This window comes from Cytobacillus sp. MT66, from assembly GCF_058792595.1.
Genome location: NZ_JBXAFB010000003.1, coordinates 160,289 through 182,918 on the forward strand (window position 1 = coordinate 160,289; position 22,630 = coordinate 182,918).

Below are 22,630 nucleotides of genomic sequence, written 5' to 3' on the forward strand. Positions count from 1 at the left end.
CTATCTAATTCATGTAATTTCTTAACGGACCAGATATTTGATGATCCTCTAAATAATAGCCTTTACAATTATACACCTGATTTTCTTCCTCGAAGCTAAGTTCACGCAAGATTGTTTCATTTTTTAGCTGAGAAATCAGTTTTCCTTCCGTAGAAGGCACCCGAACATTGTAGTAGCTCATCATTTCCAGCACGACTCCTTCAATGAATTGCTTTAGCTGACTGCGGTCATTTTCATTAAGCGCGCTGATTTGCATGGATTTCGTTTTTGCCGTTGGAACAAAATCCGGATGTTTTTCATCCCGCTTGTTATAAACCGTGATTTGCGGAATTTTTTCGATTTCCAGTTCTTCAAGCAGTTTATTTACAGTCTGTTCATGCTGAAAATAATCAGGATTTGAACTGTCGACAAGGTGAAGCAGCAGATCCGCTTCCTTTACCTCTTCAAGAGTTGAACGGAAGGCAGCAATTAATGTTGTTGGCAAGTCCTGAATAAACCCAACCGTGTCTGTTAAAAGAGCTAAAAATCCGCTTGGCAGAATGATTTTTCTCGTCATGGGGTCTAGGGTAGCAAATAGCTGGTTTTCTTCAAATGAGTCTGCTTCAGTCAGCCGATTAAATAAAGTCGACTTACCCGCATTTGTGTAACCGACAAGGGCAATTTGAAAGGCCTTATTTTTCTTTCTTCGTTCCCGGTACCTGTCGCGATGCTGGACGATCACAGAGAGCTGATTTTTAATTTCGTGAATCCGATTGCGGATATGCCGGCGGTCTGTTTCAAGCTTTGTTTCACCTGGACCTCTTGTCCCAATTCCGCCTCCAAGTCTTGATAATTGAATCCCTTGGCCGCCAAGGCGCGGTAGCAGGTATTGCAGCTGGGCAAGCTCAACCTGCAGCTTTCCTTCTTTAGAGCGTGCTCTTTGTGCAAATATATCTAATATTAATTGTGTACGATCAATGATCTTTGCGTCGAGCTCGGCTGCCAGATTCCTTGACTGGCTTGGTGACAGTTCGTCATTAAATATAATGAGGTCTGCGTCTAATTCCTCCTGCAAGGCTTTTAGTTCCTCAACTTTTCCTTTTCCTATGTATGTAGCAGAAGAGACGCGCTCCCTTTTTTGCGTAAGGGTCGCTACTGGATTACCTTTTGCTGTTTTCGTTAACGAGGCAAGCTCGTCCAAGGAATATTCAAAATGAAGATCATCCTCGCTCGTCTGACACCCAACAAGAATAACCTTTTCCATGTTTTCTTTTTGTTCCAAACAGCATCCTTCTTTCACTATTGTATTTTAATCTATGATATCAAAATAGACGAGCGAACTCCAAACATGAAAAGCACAAGGCCCCCTATCGATTAACTGCTGGACATTTCTTGAAGCAGAGTGAAGACATGCCTATCTAACAGAAAAGGAAGCAGAGATTTTGCCGCTGCTTCCTTAGTCATCTTCAATGACGATATCAATACTTCTGATTGTGATGAGTTCTTGGCGGTCATAGGTGTTTTGCATAAGCAGCCTCATCGCTTGAGCGCGGATGCACTTTTCAATTAAATTGCGAATGTAGCGGCCATTGGAGAAGCTTACAGGATTCAGCTGTTTGACCCATATTAGATGTTCGCGGATTTTCCTTTCTGCATCTTGGCTCAACGTGTACTCCCGCTCCTTCAGCATTCTATCTCCAATTTGCATCAGCTGGTCAATCGAGTAATCCGGAAAGTCAATCACAAGCGGAAATCTTGAGTGCAGGCCAGGATTTAAGGTAAGAAAGTAATCCATTTCCCTAGAATAGCCTGCCAAAATTAAAATAAATTCGTGCTGTTTATCCTCCATATGCTTAACAAGTGTATCGATCGCTTCTTTGCCAAAATCCTTTTCTCCGCCGCGGCCAAGTGAGTAGGCTTCGTCAATAAAAAGAATACCGCCGAGCGCCTTTTTGATTAAGTCCCGTGTCTTTTGAGCCGTGTGCCCAATATATTCTCCGACTAAATCTGCCCGTTCCGCTTCAATTAAATGTCCCTTTGACAGTACGTTCATCTTTTGAAACAGCTTGCCAATCAGACGTGCGACCGTCGTCTTTCCCGTTCCCGGATTTCCTTTGAACATCATGTGAAGAGCCTGTTTTCCTGCCTTAAGGCCTGCTTCCTCACGTTTTTTATTCACATAGATCCAAGCATAAATTTCCTTTATCATCTTTTTCATTTCTTCCATCCCGACGAGTGCACACAATTCTTCTTCAATCTCTTTTAACGCTTCGTGCTCTGGCGGAATTTCTTTTGGCATTGCCTTAGTTTCCGGCAATTCTTTTGTAATGCTTTTACGTTTTTGTGAATTTAGAACAATGCTGATCTGTCCATTATTTTTCAAACGAATTGGCTGGTCCAAAAGCTTTCACCTCACGTTCTAAAACAGTATACGCTGGGATGTTAAGTTTGTGACAAAAGCCCATTTTTTACTGTAAATTTATCTTCAGCCTTATTTATATGTATTCAGCCTAAATGGACTTCATTAAGGATTTTTGCAATTGTCCATCTTGTTTATAGACGAAAATAGCCCGCTTCAATTGAAGCGGGCTGGTCAAGTATATATAAAGAAATGAAATTATTGGTTATCCATGTCCAGCTGCACATTACGCTGAGGAGCAAACGTAGAGATTGCGTGCTTATAAACAAGCTGCTGCTTTCCCTCTGATTCAAAAAGAACGGTAAAATTATCAAAGCCTTTGATCTGGCCTCTGATTTGAAAACCATTTAATAAAAATACCGTGACATTTGTATTATCTTTCCGTAGCTGATTTAAAAATTGGTCTTGAATATTGATTGTCGTTTTCATCCTATTTCCTCCTCTTTTATCTCTACTAATATGTATTCGATTTTATTTTGAGCTTTCCTTCAATATATGTGGAAATTTCAGCAAGTTTTTTTTGGAAATCCTGTGAATGTAAGACTTCTGACATATCAAACCACTTGACATCCATTTTATTGCGAAACCAGGTGAGCTGCCTTTTAGCGTAGCGTCTGGAATTTTGCTTTAGCTGGCAGATGGCGTCTTCAAGGGATACGCGGGCGTCAAAAAAATCATAAAGCTCTTTGTATCCAATTGCCTGGATGGATTGACAATCGCGCAAACCTGAATGATATAACCGTTCAACTTCAGAAAGCAGTCCTTCTTCCATCATTAGGTCTACCCGCTGATTGATTCGGTCATATAATTTTTCCCTTTCCATTGTTAGCCCAATAAGCGCTAAATTATACATGGATTCAGGGATTTGTGTTTCCTGAAAATCGCTCATTGTCTTCCCCGTGCAATGGAAAACTTCTAATGCACGGATGACTCGGCGTATATTATTTGGATGGATTTTCTCCGCACTTTTTGGATCAATCTCTTCTAACTGGGCATATAGGCCATCTATCCCTTCTTCTGCTGCCTGTTTTTCGAGCCTTTCTCGGAAATCCTCGTCTGAAGGAGCATCGGAAAATTGATAATCATAAATAACCGATTGAATATAAAGCCCCGTGCCTCCTGCGATAATCGGGATTTTCCCGCGGCTGGTGATCTTTGTGATTTCATCACGTACAAGACTTTGAAACTCCGCAGCAGAAAAGGATTCATCGGGAGATTTGATATCAATTAAGTGGTGCGGAATTCCTTCCATTTCATGTTCTTTAATTTTAGCTGTTCCAATATCCATCCCCTTATATATTTGCATTGAATCACCGCTAATAATTTCCCCATTATATCTCTTGGCTAATTCGATGCTTAATTTTGTTTTTCCTACCGCTGTAGGTCCGATGATTACGATTAGCTTTTCTTTCAAGTTGTTCACACTGCCTTTTTACAGACTATAAAAGCCCTTTGCCCTTATTTCCCCTCTATCGTACCATAGTTCATAAGTGTTTTTAAGCGGCTTTTAGTCTTACAGATCCCCTGTCTAATCACATTTAACCATTATTAACAGAATACTGTGTTCCTATTCAGCTTCAATCAGCCATCACATCGAATTTTTAATATTAAATATACTGGAGAATTTTTCATCTTTCTTTACATTTTAGTAACGTTTCGATAACAAATTAAAAGCGACCCCCGCATTCGTGTTAATTTATTAGAAGAATATTTATGTTAGATTAAGTGTAATAGATTAGGTGGGAAAAAAAATGATTACAGCATCTGAAATTGGAATTGATCTTGGTACAGCTAACATTCTTGTATATTGTAAAAATAAAGGAATCACATTTAATGAACCGTCCGTTGTTGCGATTGATACGGTAACCAATAAAGTGCTTGCCGTTGGAAAAGAAGCGAAAGAAATGATTGGAAAAACACCCGGGCGGATTGTCGCCATTCGTCCGTTAAAGGATGGTGTCATTGCTGATTATCAGACGACAACCGATATGCTTAAAACTGTTATGGTGAAAGCAACTAAAAATGCCGGCTTTTCAATCCGAAAGCCAAATGTCGTCATCTGCACGCCTTCAGGCTCCACAAGTGTAGAGAGAAGGGCGATTCTTGATGCCGTCCGAAATGCAGGCGCTAAGCATGTCCACTTAATTGAAGAACCAGTGGCAGCAGCAATTGGTGCCGGCCTGCCTGTTGATGAACCAGTGGCCAATGTTGTCGTTGACATCGGCGGCGGCTCAACAGAGGTTGCCATTATTTCCTATGGCGGTGTGGTAACCTGCCATTCTATCCGCGTGGGCGGCGATAAGCTTGATGAGGACATTATTCAGTATGTCCGCAAAGATTTTAATGTGCTAATTGGGGAAAGAACTGCCGAGCAGATAAAGATTGAAATTGGCTATGCGCTTATCGATCATGAGGAAATGAGCATGGATGTCCGCGGCCGAGACCTTGTGACAGGTCTTCCAAAAACAATCACGTTATCATCCTATAAAGTTCGCGATTGCCTAAAAGAATCTTTGCTTGATATCCTGGAAGCGATCCGCGCGACATTAGAGGAAAGCCCTGCTGAACTAAGCGGAGACATCGTGGACAGAGGGGTTATTTTATCTGGAGGCGGCGCCTTGCTAAACGGAATGCAGGACTGGATTTCCAAAGAGATTTCTGTTCCTGTTCATCTGGCGCCAAGCCCGCTGGAATCCGTGGCTGTGGGAACCGGAAAAGCATTGAAATATATTCATAAGCTGCAATCAGCTGTAAAATAAATAAAAACAGGCCATCTCCAAATTCAATGGAGGAGGCCTGTTTTTTATTTGGCTCTTTATTTTACCTTATTGAGATATTCTTTTGACCTATCATTCGGTTATATTTTTTATAACTGCCATTTCCTTACCGAACCTATCACCATTATCAATAAATCCCAAACTCGAGTATAGATTATGTGCTCCCAAATTTTCGGGATGATACCCTACAACAATTTTTTTCGCATTAGGTAATTTAACCATTTCTGAAATCATTAACTTAGTTGCGGCTTTTCCTATTCCCTGTCCTTGGAATTCCTTATCCACCATTATTCTATATACCCAATAACCATTAAGTTCTTCTGGAACAGAATTGAACATCAAAAAGCCGACTACTTTCTCATCAGCATAGATTGCATATGGTTTTAATGTAGGCTCAAACTTTGATTGAGCTATTGATATAGCATTGGGCTCAATATATTCTTTTTGGTCTTTTGATACTTCTAATAGACAACAGTCATACCAGTTGTCAGCATTTAACTCTACGATTTTCACATTTTCTGTTTTCATAATTTTCCCCTTTCAATATTCGGGGAAACGCTAAACAATTCTTAATTAGCCGTAATCCCCTTGTTGTCATTAAAAATAAAAAAACTATTGTTTGTCATAATGAACGCCTCCTCTAACAACTATTGCCTAATAATTATTCAATTAGTTTTTAGACTTTTAAATTATACCATTTTTTCGCAACATTCCTTATTTATAATAATATAATAATTTTCCTTCCTGCTTGAACAACCTGCTCCGTTGCACAAGAAGGAATATGAAAGATGCATCAGCTGAAATTTTTCATAGACCTTACCAAAAACTAGCTCTGAGCAATGAATGTGGTCGAATGGTGGTCAACTAAGAAAAAAACCATTAAGGAATCCTTGATATATAAGGATTCTTTAATGGTTATAAATTACATCACGCGTTTGAACATCTTTTCCATTTCATAGGTAGAGTAATGGATGATGATTGGCCGGCCGTGGGGGCAGGTGAATGGGTCAGATGTTTGTCTTAGCTTATCTAGCAAGCTTTGGATTTCATCGTTTCTTAGATGGTGATTGGCTTTAATGGAAGCTTTGCAGCTCATCATGATGGCTGCTTCCTCTCTGAGCTTCTTAATATCTACTTTTTTCATTGAAAGCAGCTGTTCAATCATTTCCTCAATGATTTCTTTTTCCTCCCCCTTTGGGAGCCACTGCGGATGAGAGCGAATAATATAGCTGTTGTGCCCAAAAGGCTCAAGGAAGACGCCGACCTTTTCAAGTTCCTCTTTATACTCATTGATTTTTATGCATTCATCTGTGGAATAATCAAAGGTCATCGGCATGAGCATTTCCTGCAGCTCACTTTCTACTTGACCGACCTTTTCTTTAAAGTATTCATACTTAATTCTTTCCTGGGCCGCATGCTGGTCAATAATATATAAACCTTTCTCGTTTTGAGCAAAAATATAGGTTCCATGCATTTGCCCAATCGGATATAACGGCGGAACCCGTGCAGGCTGCACAGCCTCTGTTACATGCGTTTGGGCAACATTCTCCTCTAAAGACCCGGCCATCCATTCCTCCGGCGGAAAAGACTGGGGTTCCACCTCATTAAATGTGCGGACAGGGTCATCGATGACTTCAACGGTTTCTTCAGGATCCTGCTCAGGAATCATGTGCTGGCTTTCTTTTATAAAACCCGGGCTTGAAAAGTTTTCCCTGACAGGGGCAGTCAGATTAGCAGGCTGCACAACATGATCCAATGTCAGTGAAATTTGTTCCTCTTTAGGCTTTACCGCTTTTGGCTGGGTATAACCCGCCGGAATTAATTCCTGTGCTTTAAAGGCAGCCTTTATCGTATTTGTAACCAGTTCATTAAGCTCCTGTTCCTTGCTGAACCGCACTTCCATTTTTGAAGGATGAACATTGACGTCCACCAGAATCGGGTCCATTTTCACATTCAATAGGACTATCGGATATCTTCCAATAGGCAGTAAGGTATGGTAGCCTTCCAGGATTGCTTTGGCAAGAGGATAGTTTTTAATGAACCTTCCATTAATCATGGTTGAAATATAGTTTCTTGACGCCCTTGTGATTTCAGGCAATGCCACATACCCGCTTATTTCAAAATCAAGTGAGCCTGCTTGAATCGGGATCATCTTTTTCACAATGTTAAGTCCGTAGATCGCCGCCAAGACTTGGCGGACATCACCATTACCGTTTGTATGCAGCAGCTTGCGTTCATTATGAATCAGACGAAACGATACTTCCGGATGCGATAGGGCAAGACGATTGACGACATCCGTAATATTGCCGAGCTCAGTATGAATCGTTTTCATATATTTCAGGCGTGCCGGCGTATTGAAAAATAAATCGGTTACTGTCAAATCTGTTCCCCTTCTGGCAGGAACCTTTTCAACCTTTACAGCCTCTCCGCCTTCAAGCTCAACACGGGTGCCAATCTCCCCTGTTGATGTTTTCATTTCAATTCGCGAAACCGAAGCGATACTTGGAAGGGCTTCTCCGCGAAATCCTAGCGTGCGGATGCGGAAAAGATCATTTTCATCCTTGATCTTACTTGTGGCATGGCGCAAAAAGGCGGTTAAGACATCCTCTTCTTCAATGCCTTGTCCGTTATCCGTGACGCGAATTTTGGCCAGACCCGCTTCTTCTGTTTCGATTTCGATAATTGTGCTGCCTGCGTCAATCGCGTTTTCAACTAATTCCTTTACAACAGAGGCTGGCCTTTCAACAACCTCCCCTGCAGCTATTTTATTGGAAAGTGCATCAGTTAGCTGGATAATGTTTTTCAATGCTAAGCACCTCCTTGAAGATTAGCTTTTTAATTTTTTATGAAGCTCATAAAGTGTATTTAAAGCCTGCATTGGCGTCATATCTAAAATATCAAGGGATTTGACCTTGTCTAAAATTTGTTTTTCCTTTTTATTAAAATCTTTGCTTGCCGCTTCTGGCTCTTGTTCAGTAAAAAAGCTAAGCTGTTCATCATGATCGGCAGGTGCCGGGTTTTCCAGCCTTTCAGGATTCGGCCTTGCCATCGGGTCGTTTTGTTCTAGACCCGTCAGAATTTCATTCGCTCGATCGATCAGTTCTTCCGGCAGTTCAGCTAATTTAGCTACATGAATCCCATAGCTTTTATCGGCTGCTCCTTCTTTAATTTTATGGAGAAAGACGACCTTGCCGTTTTGCTCGATCGCGCTGACATGGACATTTTTCACTTTTTCCAGCTGTTCTTCTAAAATGGTTAATTCGTGATAGTGAGTTGAAAATAATGTTTTGGCACCAATTCTGTTATGAATGTACTCAATCATTGCCTGTGCCAGCGCCATTCCGTCATAAGTTGATGTTCCGCGGCCAATTTCATCAAATAAAATCAGGCTGTTTTGTGTCGCGTTAACAATGGCATTTTTTGCTTCAAGCATTTCTACCATAAACGTACTCTGGCCAGAAATTAGATCATCCGCCGCACCAATCCGGGTGAAGACTTGATCAAAGACGGGAAGGACTGCTTCCGATGCAGGCACATAGCAGCCAATTTGCGCCAAAATGGCCGTTAGCGCAACCTGACGCATGAATGTACTTTTACCTGACATATTAGGTCCTGTTATCAAGAGAATTTCCCTGTCTCCATCCATATAGCAATCATTTGGAATATAGCGGTCGGCTGTCATTACTTTTTCCACAACTGGATGACGTCCTTCTTTGATGACGATCCGGTTTTCGCTTGAAAAATCAGGCTTTACATAATGGCGCTCTTCACTGATTGTTGCAAAACATTGAAGAACATCAAGCTCACTGACAGATTTAGCTAATGCCTGAAGCCGCGGAATAAATTCTTTTATATATTCTCTCACTTCGGCAAATAATTGATATTCAAGCTCAACGCTTTTTTCTTCCGCCTGCAGAATAAGGGCTTCTTTTTCCTTTAATTCTGGCGTGATAAACCGCTCAGCATTTGTTAAGGTTTGCTTTCTTTCATACTGGCCTTCCTGCAATAAATGAAGGTTAGCTCTGGTCACTTCAATATAATAGCCAAATACACGGTTATAGCCAATTTTCAGGGATTTGATGCCTGTTTTTTCCCGTTCCTGCTTTTCAAGCTGGGCAATCCAGCTTTTTCCGTTCCTCATGGCATCGCGATATTGATCGAGTTCACTATTGTAGCCGTCTTTTATAATATTGCCGTCTTTTATCGAGAGCGGCGGATTGTCTTCAATGGCCCGTTCAATTAAATCAACAACCTCTTCACAGGAATCCAGCTGTTCTGCATGCCTTAGAGCTTCCTCACTTGGAAGCTTTCTGAGAATTTCTTTTAAAAACGGTACCTGAAGCAGTGATGATTTGAGCTGTATTAAATCCCGGGCATTCACATTTCCGAAGGCTACCCTTCCAGAAAGGCGTTCAAGGTCATAGACTTCTTTCAGTTTTTCCCTCAGCTCCTGCCGTTCAAAAAACGAATCAATGAACGCTTCAACCAGCCTTTGCCTGCGGGTGATTTCTGTTACGTTAACAAGGGGCCTGTCAACCCACTGCTTTAACAGCCGGCCGCCCATCGCTGTTTTTGTTTCATCTAACAGCCAAATGAGCGAACCTTTTTTCCCTTTAGAGCGGATCGTTTCTGTTAATTCAAGGTTTCTCTTAGAAAAGTAATCTATTTTCATAAATTGCTCAGGCTGATAGATGGCTGGCTTCTGCAAATGGTCTAAGCTTCTTTTTTGTGTCTGATAGAGGTAATTCAATAATCTCGCGACTGTTTGTTTAAGCTTGTCTTGCATAAGATCTTCTAACAGATGATGGTAGCTGTCTTTTTGCTTGGTGTCATCTTCAATTGAAATCGCCATGACCGAACGCTCTCGCATCTGCTGCTTCCAATCATCAGCAAAATCGGATGAAACAACGACCTCTTTTGCTCCAGACATGGAAAGTTCATTTAAAACCTCATCGAATTTAGAACCGAGCAGCGTTACCTTTGTTTCTCCTGTAGATAAATCATTGTAGGCAAAGCCAAAGGTTTGATCCTCAAAATAGCTGATGGAGGCGATATAGTTATTTTCCTTCTCGTGCAATCCTTTGCCTTCCATCATGGTCCCGGGTGTAATTAACTGTACAACCTCTCTCCTAACTACCCCCTTTGCCTGTTTTGGGTCCTCCGTCTGCTCGCAAATAGCTACTTTATAGCCGCGTTCAATGAGCTGTTCGATATATTGGGCGGCAGAATGATAGGGAACCCCGCACATCGGAATGCGATCTGCGGTCCCGCCTTCTCTGCTTGTTAAAGTAATTTCAAGCTCCTGTGATGCTTTGATCGCATCATCAAAAAACATCTCGTAAAAATCACCGAGGCGAAAAAATAAAAAGGCATCTTGGTAGTCTGCCTTTACACTAAGATATTGCTGTATCATAGGCGTATACGCTGCCATAATTTCCTCCAAATTTCTGTTCTTTTTTTCAGCATTCGACACTGAAAAACTTGTAGTCTCATTATAACATAATCGCTTGGAGGCAATAATCTGATTAATTATAGAAATGTGGAAGGCGCTAGGAGCTTTTTCAAAAAAAGGCAGCATCTGCTAAAGAGATGCCGCCTTACTGCATTAATTATTTATATATTTTTCAAAAACAAATCCAAAGTCTTTTACGTTGTATTTTTTTCTGCTATTCATCAGCCAGTTAAAGGCTGTTTCATTCAATACGCGGAAGTTATCTACAAAATTATTATCTTGAGGAACAGCTGAACGGCTAAAAGTGTTTGATGTAAGTGTGAGGCTTCTTTCGGCGTATTCCATGGATACTTCGTTTTCATGACAAATCTCAGAAATTCTAATGAGTGCCTTATACAAATCCTTTAATTCCTCAATATGCTTTTTATGAACATCAATCGAGAAATGCTGCGAGCCTAGGACAAACTTAATTTCAACATCAAGATCCACAGTACCTGCTGTTTCTAGTGAGACATTAGAAATGGAATGTTCTTTGTAGTTATAGCGCTTTAACGTGCGTTTTTTGCTGATTGCGCTTGTTCCATCCAAATGAATTAAAGAACGGTTGGTAAAGCAATATTCGTCCGATTTTGATTTAATTAGAAAATAAATTTTTTCATTATCTTCATGAAGAACATAATCATCTGCATCCACTTTATCATAATCGACCGGCTTAATGACGCTGCCCACATCACTTAGGCCCAAAACATCGGAAGCTACCTTTTTAAACATTCTTCTCATCACCCTTTTTTTCATATATTTACAGTTTTTAATTTTAGCATGAAATTAGGAAGGAACTCCCAAGAAAGAGGATCTTTTTGAAAAAGAGGAAAAAAGTCATGGGTGGCTTGGTAACTTGTATCTCATGGGTGGCCAGATGATGTGGGTTATGTTGTGGTGATGCTGTGGTGACACTGTGGTAATGCTGTACTGTGACTGGTTTAGACAGCTTGGGCGGAAAAATGGATCTGGCTGTCTGAAGTGTGACCGGTTTTGGACATTCTTAGCGGGACTGCGTGTCTGTTAGTCTGAAGTGGGGGCAGGTTCGGACTTCGCATCCGCTGCATTCGTGCATGCAGTCCAAAGTTGAACCACCTTTAGACTCTGTGAGCGTACACTTACATCGTATTGTCCTCAGCTCACTCGGCTTTAGACTCTTCCCGCACTCCTTTGCATCATTTTGTCCGAAGCTGAACCTCCTTTAGACTCTGTGAGCGTATACTTACTTCGTATTGTCCGAAGTTCGCTCGGCTTTAGACTCTGCGCACAATCCTTTACACCAAACTGTCCAAAGTTGAACCTCCTTTAGACTCAGCGAGCATATACTTACATCATATTGTCCGAAGCTCGCTCGGCTTTAGACTCTGCCCGCACTCCTTTGCATCATTTTGTCCGAAGCTGAACCTCCTTTAGACTCTGCTCGCACTCCTTCGCATCATCTTGTCCAAAGTTGAACCTCCTTTAGACTCAGCGAGCATATACTTACATCATATTGTCCGAAGTTCGCTCGGCTTCAGACTCTTCCCGCACTCCTTTGCATCATTTTGTCCGAAGCTGAACCTCCTTTAGACTCTGCTTGCACTCCTTCGCATCATCTTGTCCAAAGTTGAACCACCTTTAGACTCAGCGAGCATATACTTACATCATATTGTCCGAAGTTCGCTCGGCTTTAGACTCTGCCCGCACTCCTTTGCATCATTTTGTCCGAAGCTGAACCTCCTTTAGACTCTGTGAGCGTATACTTACTTCGTATTGTCCGAAGTTCCCTCGGCTTTAGACTCTTCCCGCACTCCTTTGCATCATTTTGTCCGAAGCTGAACCTCCTTTAGACTCTGCGAACATATACTTATATCATATTGTCCGAAGCTCACTCGGCTTTAAACTCTGCGCACAATCCTTTACACCAAACTGTCCAAAGTTGAACCACCTTTAGACTCAGCGAGCATATACTTACATCATATTGTCCGAAGTTCGCTCGGCTTCAGACTCTGCCCGCACTCCTTCGCATCATTTTGTCCGAAGCTGAACCTCCTTTAGACTCAGCTTGCACTCCTTCGCATCATCTTGTCCAAAGTTAAACCTCCTTTAGACTCAGCGAGCATATACTTACATCATATGTCCGAAGCTCACTCGGCTTTAGACTCTGCCCGCACTCCTTTGCATCATTTTGTCCGAAGCTGAACCTCCTTTAGACTCTGCTCGCACTCCTTCGCATCATTTTGTCCGAAGCTGAACCTCCTTTAGACTCAGCGAGCATATACTTACATCATATTGTCCGAAGTTCGCTCGGCTTTAGACTCTGCCCGCACTCCTTTGCATCATTTTGTCCGAAGCTGACCAGTTTTTAGACTCTGCAAGTACAAGTTCAGCCTAAGCTGTCCGATGTCGCATCATCTTAAGACCATTCAGTCATCAAGCCACTCATTACTGTCTAAACACTATCTCCCTGCAAACAAAAGAAAAACTAGGAAGTAAAAACCTCCTAGTTGTTGTTTATTCTTCTTCATCCCCTACTAAGAAGTCTGGGTTAAGGTCTTCAAATTCTTCGTCTTCTACTTCAAATCCCCAATCCTCATCGTCACAGTCGCACTTCCCAGGGTGAACAGCTACGCATACTGTTGTTTCACCGATCACTTCAACAAGGAATTCTCTTTCGACGTGGACAATGATTTTATTTCCGTTAGGGGAAATGACGCATTCACTGCAGTTAGGCTGCTGAAGAACGCGGGCGATTACTTCTTGGTCATCCATAACCTCTGGATCACGGTATTTTAATTTAATGACATCTTTATATTCTACACGTTCGGTAACCACTTCTGTTTTTGTGTTATTGTCATAAGAATACCAAACATTAATGTCATAAGTGCCGCAAACTTCGACTGTTTTTCCGACCTTTTTCGCCTCGTACTTATGGTTTATAATCCAGCAGCCAAGAATGCTTGATGGATTGTGTTTAGGGCAAATCGTATGATTGGACTGCGTGAATTTACGTCCTTTCGCTACGACCGCTTTGGTAATAATCTCTCTGTAGTCTCCCATTGCGAGCGAACCTCCTCATTCATTTTCAATTCATCCTATGCGAGATATTAGACTAGTGTGCGATATTTATTGATGAATGTTGGGTAAAAGTATAGGCATAATTCATAGTATGCTTTAGCTTAAGGAATGTGCCCGTTTGGGTAAAGTCATGAGAAATCCTGAGAGATCATTTTATGAAAAAATATGTGTTTGTCCTAAATCAATAGCGGAGACAGCTTGGCCACTTTAACAATATAATACATTAGAAATACAAATTAGCCTCCACAACCAACACTCTGGCTAAACCTCCTTATGCTAAAAAGAAAAACCCCTGGCAGCACCAGGGGTCTTTCTCTTGCCACAAATGTGGCGCTATTCTTAATGATGATGTGAACAGTCGCTGTTTTTAATAGCTGATCCTGTTTCTCCTGCTAAAAGGTCCCCGCCAGTTGAAATAATAATTTCATCTGTTACTGTATTTGAAATGGCAGCAGCAACCAATTGAAGCAGCTCGTTTACTTCTATTTGAGACTGCTTGAATTCCTGCACAACAGGGATTTGATCTAACTCATCTTGTAATGCCTCTAATTTATCTTCGGTCTTCTTCAATGCTTCTTTTTTTCCAAAATGCTGCAAATTAACTGCTTGTTTTTGCAATCCCTTTATAGATGAGATTGTAAAACGAACTTTTTCATTCTCATTAATTTGTGCTTCCGCACGTTTGAAAAATTCTACTTCTTCTGTATCCGCAATCATTCTTGCCAATTCCTTTGCACGGGCAACAATATCATCTTTTGTGTATTTAGCCATCTTATTCCACCTCAACCGCGTCTAATTCTTCAACCATTTCTCCGTTTAATGACCAAGTTCTTACATCTGTAATTTTAACCTTTACAAGCTTGCCAATGGCAGATTTTGGACCAATAAAGTTAACAAGCTTATTTTTTCTTGTGTATCCTGCTAAAACATCAGGGTTATTTTTACTTTCACCCTCAACAAGAACTTCAACAATCTGATCCTGATATTTCTTCATCGCTTCAGCTGACAATTCATTCACAACTGCATTTAAGCGCTGAAGGCGTTCTTTCTTAACCTCCAATGGAACATTATCCTGCATTTTTGCTGCTGGAGTTCCTTCACGAGGTGAATAAATGAACGTATAAGCTGATTCATAGCCAACTTCACGATAAAGGGAAAGTGTCTCCTCGAATTGCTCTTCCGTTTCATTTGGATAGCCTACGATAATATCAGTAGTAAAGGTAGCATTTGGAATAGCCGCTTTAATTTTTCGTACTAGCTCCAAATATGACTCTCTTGTATATTTACGGGCCATAATCTTAAGCACATCATTCGAACCAGATTGAACTGGCAGATGAATATGTTCAACAAGATTGCCGCGTTTCGCCAAAACTTCAATTAAGTGGTCATCGAAATCACGCGGATGGCTCGTGGTAAAACGAATACGAGGGATGTCAATCTTACGGATTTCATCCATTAAATCGCCAAGACCATATTTCATATCAGTAAAGTCTTTTCCGTACGCATTAACGTTTTGGCCAAGAAGGGTAATTTCTTTATAGCCTTGGGCCGCAAGCTGTCTAACCTCTTGAATAATATCCTCTGGGCGGCGGCTTCTTTCTTTACCGCGTGTAAATGGAACAATGCAATACGTACAGAACTTATCACAGCCGTACATAATGTTAACCCATGCCTTGATATTTCCTTGACGCACTTTTGGAAGGTTTTCGATCACGTCGCCTTCTTTAGACCATACTTCAACAACCATTTCCTTTGACATATAGGCCTCAGCCAAGATATTTGGCAGGCGGTGAATATTGTGAGTACCAAAAATGATGTCAACTTGGTTATACGTTTTTAAGATTTTATTAACAACTGATTCTTCCTGGGACATACATCCGCAAACACCAAGCAGAAGATCCGGCTTTTCTCTTTTTAAATGCTTTAAATGGCCAAGTTCACCAAACACCTTGTTTTCCGCATTTTCACGAATTGCACAGGTATTTAATAGGATAACATTAGCATCTTCAACCGTTTCTGTAGGCTCATAGCCTAAAGCAAGGAAAATACCCGCCATGACTTCTGTATCATGTTCGTTCATTTGACAGCCATACGTACGGATATAGAACTTACGGCCATTGCCCATTCCGCGGAATTCTTCAGAGATATTAAAATCGTTATGATATTTTACTTCTTCTTTTCCGCGTTTTTTGGCATCCTTTAAGGATGGCGGTGTATAAACCGCTTCGAAGTATTTGCTGTAGTCCTTTTCGGATTTTTTGTCCGAAGGATTAGCAGTCTGCACTTGTTGTCCTTCTACTCTTTGTTTTTCGTTCATATAAATCCCCTTTCTCTATTACTTGGGTAAAATAGGCATTATATTTGATTTTAAAGGAATATGCATGTAACTGCACATTATTATAGTATAAGGCCTTTATAGTATGAAAACAACAGAAATTGTCTAATAGACGGGAGCATCCGTTACTGACAACATGACCAAGAAATGCAGTATGTAAACATTTTCACAATTAATTATAGTAAACGATTAGGACAAATTTGTACGTGACAACTATCACTTTATGACTTTATTTTTCCCATAAAAAAAGAAGCATAGGACAAGTCCTAGGCTTCTTTATACTGGTATTACATAAACTCAGCTGCTAGTTTATCAAAATGAGCTTGATCTAACTGAAGATCAGCCTCTGTTAAAGGTGCTTCAGAATAGCCGGTTAAAAGATCCTGGTAAGATTTGCGGCTAGTATCCTGGTAAATTAGCCCTGTTACTAAACCATTGTTTTTCATTAATGTTTGCATCGCTAATTCTTTATTTGATGGGTCGTACCCTTCAACATCAGCTAATTTGGTCAAGTTCTCCTTAAACCAGTCATATGTGTTGACTTTATTGTAAGTTACACATGGACTAAATACGTTAATTAAAGAGAAGCCATCATGCTGAATTCCTGCTTCAATTAAAGCTGTCAGATCCTTCAGGTCGGTTGAAAAACTCTGGGCAACAAACGTTGCACCTGCAGTTAATGCCATTTCCATTGGAGCGATTGCCTGTTCAATGGAGCCTTCAGGTGTTGACTTTGTCTTAAAACCGGTTGCAGATCTTGGTGAGGTCTGACCCTTTGTTAAACCATAGATCTGATTATCCATGACAATATAAGTAATATTAACATTACGGCGAATCGCATGGATCGTATGGCTCATACCAATAGCATATCCGTCGCCGTCACCGCCGGAAGCAATAACGGTTAAATCACGGTTTGCCATTTTTACACCTTGAGCAATTGGCAGTGACCGTCCATGAATTCCGTGTAATCCGTATGAATTGATGTAACCTGAAATACGGCCAGAACAGCCAATACCAGAAATAACTGCAAGGTTTTCAGGTTCAAGTCCAACATTCGCAGCCGCACGCTGAATGGCAGCCTGAACAGAGAAATCTCCGCATCCTGGGCACCAGTTTGGTTTTACACTATTTCGAAAGTCTTTAAATGTAGACATTTAGACCAACTCCTTGCATCTTGTATGAACTTCATGCGGCAAGAATGGATTTCCATCATATTTTAATACTTTATGAATCTTTTCAGCATGACCAACGTTCATCTTAATCAGATTGGCCAACTGTCCAGTAGCGTTATTTTCCACAACAGCTACTTGCTTCGCAGATTTTACAAGCGGCAATAATTCGTCAGTTGGGAAAGGATAAACTAAACGCACATGTGCATGATTAACTTTAATTCCATCCTTTTCAAGGCGGCCCACTGCTTCTTCAATTGCACCGCGTGTTGAGTTAAACCCAACAATTAGCAGATCCGCTTCCTCATGAGGAGCATTTTTGTAAACAGGTGTGTTAAATTTGATATTCTCAAGCTTACGGAAACGCTTGTCCATTTGAGCTACTCGGTTTGCAGCAGATTCTGACGGTTTACCTGTCTCATCATGCTCAACACCAGTCACGTGGTGAATACCATTTTTCATACCTGGAATAGGTCTTGGAGAAATACCATCTTCTGTTACTTCATAGCGCTTAAAGTATTCTTTATTCTCTAATTCTGGCAATTCTTCAGACACAAGCTTGCCTCGGCGAATTTCTACCTGATCATAATCAAGCGGCTCAACCGTTTGCTTTCCTAGTGACAGCTGTAGATCTGAAAGGACAATAACAGGAACCTGGTATTCTTCTGCAAGGTTAAATGCTTCAGCTGTATCATAGAATGCTTCCTGTACTGTACTTGGAGCCAAAACAATCTTTGGAATTTCACCGTGTGTTCCATAGATCATGGCCATTAGGTCAGAATGCTCCTGCTTTGTTGGAAGACCTGTTGATGGACCGCCGCGCTGTGTATCAACAATAACTAACGGAGTTTCAGTAATCCCTGATAGTCCGATTGCTTCCATTTTCAATGAAAGTCCTGGTCCTGATGAAGCTGTTAGAGCACGAACGCCTCCATAGCCAGCACCAATGGCCATTGTACAAGCAGCTATTTCATCTTCTGTCTGAATAACAGAACCGCCAAGAGCAGGAAGTTTCTTAATTAGATATTCCATAATATCAGATGCTGGTGTAATTGGATAAGCAGCCATAAAACGGCATCCGCCTGCAAGTGCTCCAAGAGCAATGGCATCGTTTCCAATCATGAACATGCGTTTTTTGCCATCTGCTTTTTCAAGTTCCCTTTGCTCTATTTGCCCTAGGTTTTCATTCATATAGTCATAGCCTGCTTTGATAGCTTCCATATTTTTTTCAACTACCTGCTGGCCTTTACGTCCAAATATCTCTTGAACTACGTCTTCAAATACGCCGACTTCAAGATTTAACACTGCACATGTTGCACCAATGGCAACCATGTTTTTCATAAGGGATGTTCCTAATTCTGTGGCAATTTCAGTAAATGGCACAGCAACCATCGATGCATTCGTATCTGCTGGCTTATTAGGATTGAATTTTGCATCCGCAATGATAACTCCCTTGTCATGGAGTTCCTTATAGTTAAGATCAATCGTTTCTTGATCAAATGCTACTAAAATATCAAGATCGTCAGAAATAGTACGAACTTGTGTAGTGCTTACACGGATTTTGTTATTTGTATGTCCGCCCTTGATACGTGATGAAAAATGGCGGTATCCATACAAGTAGTAGCCTAACCGATTTAAAGCAATGGAAAAAATTTCTCCGGTACTTTCAATACCTTCCCCTTGCTGCCCTCCAACTTTCCATGAAAGTTGATTGATCATGTCTGACACCCCTTTGGATACATAAAAGAATATATGAGAACGTTAGATTTATTATCGCATAGCACTCTTTCGAAGCAGTCCATTAACGTGTTAAAGGTTTTGGCATGAACGACTTGAAATCAGTACTAAACGCTTACAATTCTAGACCTAAGTAGAGAAAAAAGCAACCCTTTCAGCCCTAATTATCACTAAAATTTGAGAATATTGCGTTTTTACCAAAAATAATGTGTAAATATTGTTTAATATAAAAAAATCTCCTTGAACGAACGTTTTTTCGGTGACAAAATATTCCGAAATTTAGTCGAGCACGGAATATGTATTATAAATAATGAATATAGTAACAATGGAATGACTTTATTACCTGATATGTTCATTCTCGCGGCGCACAACACATACAGTCACCCAGGGCATCTGTTATATACAGATGCAAGAATCTTTCTGGCAGCTTAATAGATTTACGCTTGGATTGAACATACGGGAGGGGGAAAACAAGGAGGAGCTAGGAATGGAAATATTAAAAGTTTCAGCAAAATCTAATCCTAATTCTGTAGCAGGTGCGCTTGCAGGCGTTCTGCGCGAAAGAGGCGGCGCGGAAATCCAAGCGATTGGTGCGGGTGCATTAAACCAGGCGGTAAAGGCTGTAGCGATCGCAAGAGGATTTGTGGCACCTAGCGGAGTGGATTTGATTTGTATTCCCGCATTCACAGATATAAAAATTGATGGGGAAGAACGTACCGCCATTAAGTTAATTGTCGAGCCTAGATAAGGATCTCTTACCTGTCTGCATTTGCAGCAGGTTTTTTTTATGGGTTTTGATCAATGTTTGCCATTTTTTAAGGGGAATGGACTTCATCAGAGCTATGAAGACCTTTCTCACACTTTTTCCTAAGGGAAATGGCCTTCATCAAGGCGATGAAGGCCATTCTCACACTTTTTTCCATGGAAGATATCCTTCATTAAGAGTATGAAGGACATCTCCCCATTTTTTTAATTAAACTGTCCGAATCAGCTTACAGAAAGTTTATGAAAAAAACGGGTGATCGTCATTTATTAAAATCCGGTCTATTTTGCTTGCTTTGCCTGTTTTGTTATCGACTTCGATTAAGACAGCGCTCAGCTGGGTTCTGCCTTCTTTTGGGACTTCGAACCGGACTGGGAGGCTGGTTAGGAACCTTTTTAGGACCGCTTCTTTTTCAACCCCAAGAATGCCGTCATATGGGCCCGTCATGCCGACGTCAGAAATATACGCGGTACCGCCAGGCAAAATGCGGTTATCCGCTGTTTGCACATGCGTATGGGTGCCAACAACAGCGGTCACCTTGCCGTCTAAATACCAGCCAATCGCTTGCTTTTCACTTGTAGCTTCCCCGTGAAAATCGACAAAGATAAGGGGGGTTTTCTTTCTTGCTTCACTAATTAATTCATCGGCCTTTCGAAATGGACAATCGATATCAGGCATAAAGGTTCTGCCTTGCAGATTTATTACCGCTAGCAGCTCGCTGTTGAATTTAACATACGTAAGCCCCTTGCCAGGATTCCCTTCAGGAAAGTTAGCCGGCCGGATTAAATATTGGGCATCATCAATAAAGTCAAATATCTCTTTATTATCCCATGTATGATTTCCAAGGGTTACAGCTTGTGCACCGACCTCTAAAAAACCACGGTAAATCTTTTCCGTGATCCCCTTGCCTCCAGCAGCATTTTCCCCGTTAATGATGGTGATTTGCGGATGGTACTTTTCTTTCAGCTTGGGAACGTATTCCTTAATCATGTCTCTGCCCAGCGAGCCGACAACGTCTCCTACGAATAATATTTTCATTTATTTAGTTGTCCTTTCTAAACGGTATTTCTTCTTTAAGTGTAGCAAAAGCATAAGGATCTTATTCCTTTATCCACTCTCCGAGTAGGATAAAGTCTTTGCTTTGCTCTTAATAAAAAATAAAGCGATGCATAGCTGCACCGCTTTATTTTGCATATTCAACGGCCCGTGTTTCACGGATGACCGTTACTTTAATATGTCCTGGATAATCAAGCTCTTCCTCAATCTGCTTGCGTATATCTCTAGCCAGACGATGAGCTTCTAAATCATCAACTTGTTCCGGCTTTACGATAATTCTTATTTCACGTCCAGCTTGAATGGCAAAGGACTTTTCTACGCCATCATAAGATTCAGAAATTTCTTCGAGTTTTTCCAGACGGCGGATGTAGTTTTCGAGCGTTTCTCTTCTTGCACCAGGTCTTGCTGCTGACAATGCATCAGCTGCTGCAACAAGAACGGCAATAATTGATGTTGGTTCAGTGTCTCCATGGTGAGAGGCAATACTGTTGATAACCACTGGATGCTCTTTATATTTTGTCGCGAGCTCCACGCCTATTTCTACATGGCTTCCTTCGACTTCATGGTCAATCGCCTTACCAATATCATGCAGCAAACCTGCACGGCGGGCAAGCGTCTCATCCTGTCCCAGCTCTGCAGCCAAGATACCAGATAACTGTGCCACTTCGATCGAATGTTTGAGCACATTTTGGCCATAGCTTGTACGGAATTTAAGCCGGCCGAGAATTTTGATTAGATCTGGATGAAGTCCATGAACACCAACTTCAAACGTCGTCTGTTCACCGATTTCACGAATATGCTCATCAACTTCACGGCGGGCTTTGTCGACCATTTCTTCAATCCTTGCAGGATGTATACGTCCGTCTTGTACAAGTTTGTCTAATGCCAAGCGGGCTGTCTCCCGGCGGATCGGATCAAATCCTGATAGTATTACCGCTTCTGGCGTGTCATCTATAATGAGATCAATACCAGTAAGCGTTTCAAGCGTACGAATATTTCTTCCTTCACGTCCGATAATCCGTCCCTTCATTTCATCGTTAGGAAGGTTAACAACAGAAACCGTTGTTTCGGCAACGTGATCGGCCGCGCAGCGCTGGATAGCCAATGACAAGACTTCTTTTGCTTTCTTGTCTGCTTCCTCTTTCGCTTTCGATTCGCTTTCTTTGATCATTATTGCGACATCATGAGCTACTTCTTGTTCGACTCGCTCTAAAATGATGGATTTTGCCTCTTCACGAGTTAAGCCTGATATGCGTTCCAGCTCAAGCTCTTGGGTTCGCACAATCTCGTCCACTTTGCTTTCCATCTCTTCAATATGCTGTTGTCTTTTGTTAAGAGAATCGTCCCTCTTCTCTAAAATGTTTTCACGTTTATCTAACGTTTCATCTTTGCGATCAAGATTTTCCTCTTTTTGCAGTAAACGATTTTCTTGTTTTTGAAGTTCATTTCTTCGGTCACGAATTTCACGTTCCGCTTCGGTACGAAGCTTGTGAATTTCATCCTTCGCTTCAAGCAGTGCTTCCTTCTTTAGAGCATCTGCCCCACGCTTTGCGTCTTCTAAAATCTGCTCTGCAGCATCTTTTGCCCCTGCGATTTTTGCCTGAGCAATGGACTTACAAACAAAATAGCTAACAACTGCACCGACGAATAGGCCAAGCAAACTGGAGATGATGATTGCAGGTAGAAGTTCCATCATTTCACCTCCTCTTGCTATGAACTTTTTGTGTTACGTTTCTAAAGTGTCGGCATGTACATTGTCATCTCAATATACAGCACTAAGGCTTTCAAACGTTTTTATTCATCAAAAAATGTAAAATATACACTTTAATTGTAAAGGTGTGGATTTT

At 41.2% G+C, this 22,630-nt stretch carries 17 protein-coding genes; 2 read left to right on the forward strand and 15 right to left on the reverse strand.

Annotation, left to right across the window (positions count from 1 at the left end; translation table 11 throughout):
• Positions 1-4: 4 nt before the first annotated feature.
• From hflX to miaA, 4 genes are all read right to left on the reverse strand, one after another.
• Positions 5-1,243 (reverse strand): GTPase HflX, encoded by a 1,239-nt coding sequence (gene hflX / locus AC1Q59_RS06775; protein ID WP_492365360.1) that lies wholly within the window; start codon positions 1,241-1,243, stop codon positions 5-7.
• 192 nt (positions 1,244-1,435) lie between these two features.
• Positions 1,436-2,380 carry a stage V sporulation protein K gene (gene spoVK / locus AC1Q59_RS06780; RefSeq protein ID WP_492365038.1) on the reverse strand — a complete coding sequence of 315 codons (945 nt, stop codon included), beginning with the start codon at positions 2,378-2,380 and terminating at the stop codon, positions 1,436-1,438.
• A gap of 216 nt (positions 2,381-2,596) precedes the next feature.
• On the reverse strand, positions 2,597-2,827 hold the full coding sequence (hfq, locus tag AC1Q59_RS06785; protein WP_492365039.1) for an RNA chaperone Hfq: 231 nt from the start codon (positions 2,825-2,827) through the stop codon (positions 2,597-2,599).
• A 25-nt stretch (positions 2,828-2,852) separates the two neighbouring features.
• Positions 2,853-3,812, reverse strand: a complete 960-nt coding sequence (gene miaA / locus AC1Q59_RS06790) for a tRNA (adenosine(37)-N6)-dimethylallyltransferase MiaA (protein ID WP_492365040.1) — start codon at positions 3,810-3,812, stop codon at positions 2,853-2,855.
• A 337-nt stretch (positions 3,813-4,149) separates the two neighbouring features.
• Here miaA and mreBH point away from each other — a divergent pair, with 337 nt between their 5' ends.
• Positions 4,150-5,157, forward strand: a complete 1,008-nt coding sequence (gene mreBH / locus AC1Q59_RS06795) for a rod-share determining protein MreBH (RefSeq protein WP_492365041.1) — start codon at positions 4,150-4,152, stop codon at positions 5,155-5,157.
• Between the two features lie 90 nt (positions 5,158-5,247).
• Here the strand turns inward: mreBH and AC1Q59_RS06800 are convergent, their stop codons facing one another.
• From AC1Q59_RS06800 to AC1Q59_RS06840, 9 genes are all read right to left on the reverse strand, one after another.
• Positions 5,248-5,703, reverse strand: a complete 456-nt coding sequence (locus tag AC1Q59_RS06800; protein ID WP_492365042.1) for a GNAT family N-acetyltransferase — start codon at positions 5,701-5,703, stop codon at positions 5,248-5,250.
• A gap of 394 nt (positions 5,704-6,097) precedes the next feature.
• The gene (gene mutL / locus AC1Q59_RS06805; RefSeq protein WP_492365043.1) at positions 6,098-7,981 is read right to left on the reverse strand and encodes a DNA mismatch repair endonuclease MutL; all 1,884 of its coding nucleotides are present in this window, start codon (positions 7,979-7,981) and stop codon (positions 6,098-6,100) included.
• Positions 7,982-8,002: 21 nt separating this feature from the next.
• A complete protein-coding gene (gene mutS, locus AC1Q59_RS06810) occupies positions 8,003-10,606 on the reverse strand; it encodes a DNA mismatch repair protein MutS (protein WP_492365044.1) in 2,604 nt (867 codons plus the stop codon).
• Between the two features lie 174 nt (positions 10,607-10,780).
• On the reverse strand, positions 10,781-11,398 hold the full coding sequence (locus tag AC1Q59_RS06815; RefSeq protein WP_492365045.1) for a PH domain-containing protein: 618 nt from the start codon (positions 11,396-11,398) through the stop codon (positions 10,781-10,783).
• A gap of 1,761 nt (positions 11,399-13,159) precedes the next feature.
• The gene (locus AC1Q59_RS06820) at positions 13,160-13,705 is read right to left on the reverse strand and encodes an outer spore coat protein CotE (protein WP_492365046.1); all 546 of its coding nucleotides are present in this window, start codon (positions 13,703-13,705) and stop codon (positions 13,160-13,162) included.
• Between the two features lie 357 nt (positions 13,706-14,062).
• Positions 14,063-14,494: a YlbF/YmcA family competence regulator gene (locus AC1Q59_RS06825; protein WP_492365047.1), complete on the reverse strand. Its 432-nt coding sequence runs from the start codon at positions 14,492-14,494 to the stop codon at positions 14,063-14,065.
• A 1-nt stretch (position 14,495) separates the two neighbouring features.
• Complete coding sequence (miaB, locus tag AC1Q59_RS06830; protein WP_492365048.1) at positions 14,496-16,040, reverse strand: tRNA (N6-isopentenyl adenosine(37)-C2)-methylthiotransferase MiaB; 1,545 nt, start codon at positions 16,038-16,040, stop codon at positions 14,496-14,498.
• A gap of 305 nt (positions 16,041-16,345) precedes the next feature.
• Positions 16,346-17,212: a 2-oxoacid:ferredoxin oxidoreductase subunit beta gene (locus AC1Q59_RS06835; RefSeq protein ID WP_492365049.1), complete on the reverse strand. Its 867-nt coding sequence runs from the start codon at positions 17,210-17,212 to the stop codon at positions 16,346-16,348.
• The gene (locus AC1Q59_RS06840; RefSeq protein WP_492365050.1) at positions 17,213-18,946 is read right to left on the reverse strand and encodes a 2-oxoacid:acceptor oxidoreductase subunit alpha; all 1,734 of its coding nucleotides are present in this window, start codon (positions 18,944-18,946) and stop codon (positions 17,213-17,215) included.
• 505 nt (positions 18,947-19,451) lie between these two features.
• On the opposite strand from AC1Q59_RS06840, the gene spoVS reads away from it, so the two are divergent.
• Positions 19,452-19,712, forward strand: a complete 261-nt coding sequence (gene spoVS / locus AC1Q59_RS06845) for a stage V sporulation protein SpoVS (protein ID WP_009791522.1) — start codon at positions 19,452-19,454, stop codon at positions 19,710-19,712.
• Positions 19,713-19,967: 255 nt separating this feature from the next.
• Here the strand turns inward: spoVS and AC1Q59_RS06850 are convergent, their stop codons facing one another.
• Complete coding sequence (locus AC1Q59_RS06850) at positions 19,968-20,765, reverse strand: TIGR00282 family metallophosphoesterase (RefSeq protein WP_492365051.1); 798 nt, start codon at positions 20,763-20,765, stop codon at positions 19,968-19,970.
• 145 nt (positions 20,766-20,910) lie between these two features.
• Complete coding sequence (gene rny, locus AC1Q59_RS06855; RefSeq protein ID WP_492365361.1) at positions 20,911-22,476, reverse strand: ribonuclease Y; 1,566 nt, start codon at positions 22,474-22,476, stop codon at positions 20,911-20,913.
• Positions 22,477-22,630 lie beyond the last annotated feature (154 nt).

Excerpts from the sequence above, each read along its gene's own strand:
- hflX (WP_492365360.1), bottom strand. The coding sequence starts at position 1,243 with ATGGAAAAGGTTATTCTTGTTGGGTGTCAGACGAGCGAGGATGATCTT.
- hfq (WP_492365039.1), bottom strand. The coding sequence starts at position 2,827 with ATGAAAACGACAATCAATATTCAAGACCAATTTTTAAATCAGCTACGG.
- mreBH (WP_492365041.1), top strand. The coding sequence starts at position 4,150 with ATGATTACAGCATCTGAAATTGGAATTGATCTTGGTACAGCTAACATT.
- AC1Q59_RS06800 (WP_492365042.1), bottom strand. The coding sequence starts at position 5,703 with ATGAAAACAGAAAATGTGAAAATCGTAGAGTTAAATGCTGACAACTGG.
- mutS (WP_492365044.1), bottom strand. The coding sequence starts at position 10,606 with ATGGCAGCGTATACGCCTATGATACAGCAATATCTTAGTGTAAAGGCA.
- AC1Q59_RS06815 (WP_492365045.1), bottom strand. The coding sequence starts at position 11,398 with ATGTTTAAAAAGGTAGCTTCCGATGTTTTGGGCCTAAGTGATGTGGGC.
- AC1Q59_RS06820 (WP_492365046.1), bottom strand. The coding sequence starts at position 13,705 with ATGGGAGACTACAGAGAGATTATTACCAAAGCGGTCGTAGCGAAAGGA.
- AC1Q59_RS06825 (WP_492365047.1), bottom strand. The coding sequence starts at position 14,494 with ATGGCTAAATACACAAAAGATGATATTGTTGCCCGTGCAAAGGAATTG.
- miaB (WP_492365048.1), bottom strand. The coding sequence starts at position 16,040 with ATGAACGAAAAACAAAGAGTAGAAGGACAACAAGTGCAGACTGCTAAT.
- AC1Q59_RS06835 (WP_492365049.1), bottom strand. The coding sequence starts at position 17,212 with ATGTCTACATTTAAAGACTTTCGAAATAGTGTAAAACCAAACTGGTGC.
- AC1Q59_RS06840 (WP_492365050.1), bottom strand. The coding sequence starts at position 18,946 with ATGATCAATCAACTTTCATGGAAAGTTGGAGGGCAGCAAGGGGAAGGT.
- spoVS (WP_009791522.1), top strand. The coding sequence starts at position 19,452 with ATGGAAATATTAAAAGTTTCAGCAAAATCTAATCCTAATTCTGTAGCA.
- AC1Q59_RS06850 (WP_492365051.1), bottom strand. The coding sequence starts at position 20,765 with ATGAAAATATTATTCGTAGGAGACGTTGTCGGCTCGCTGGGCAGAGAC.
- rny (WP_492365361.1), bottom strand. The coding sequence starts at position 22,476 with ATGGAACTTCTACCTGCAATCATCATCTCCAGTTTGCTTGGCCTATTC.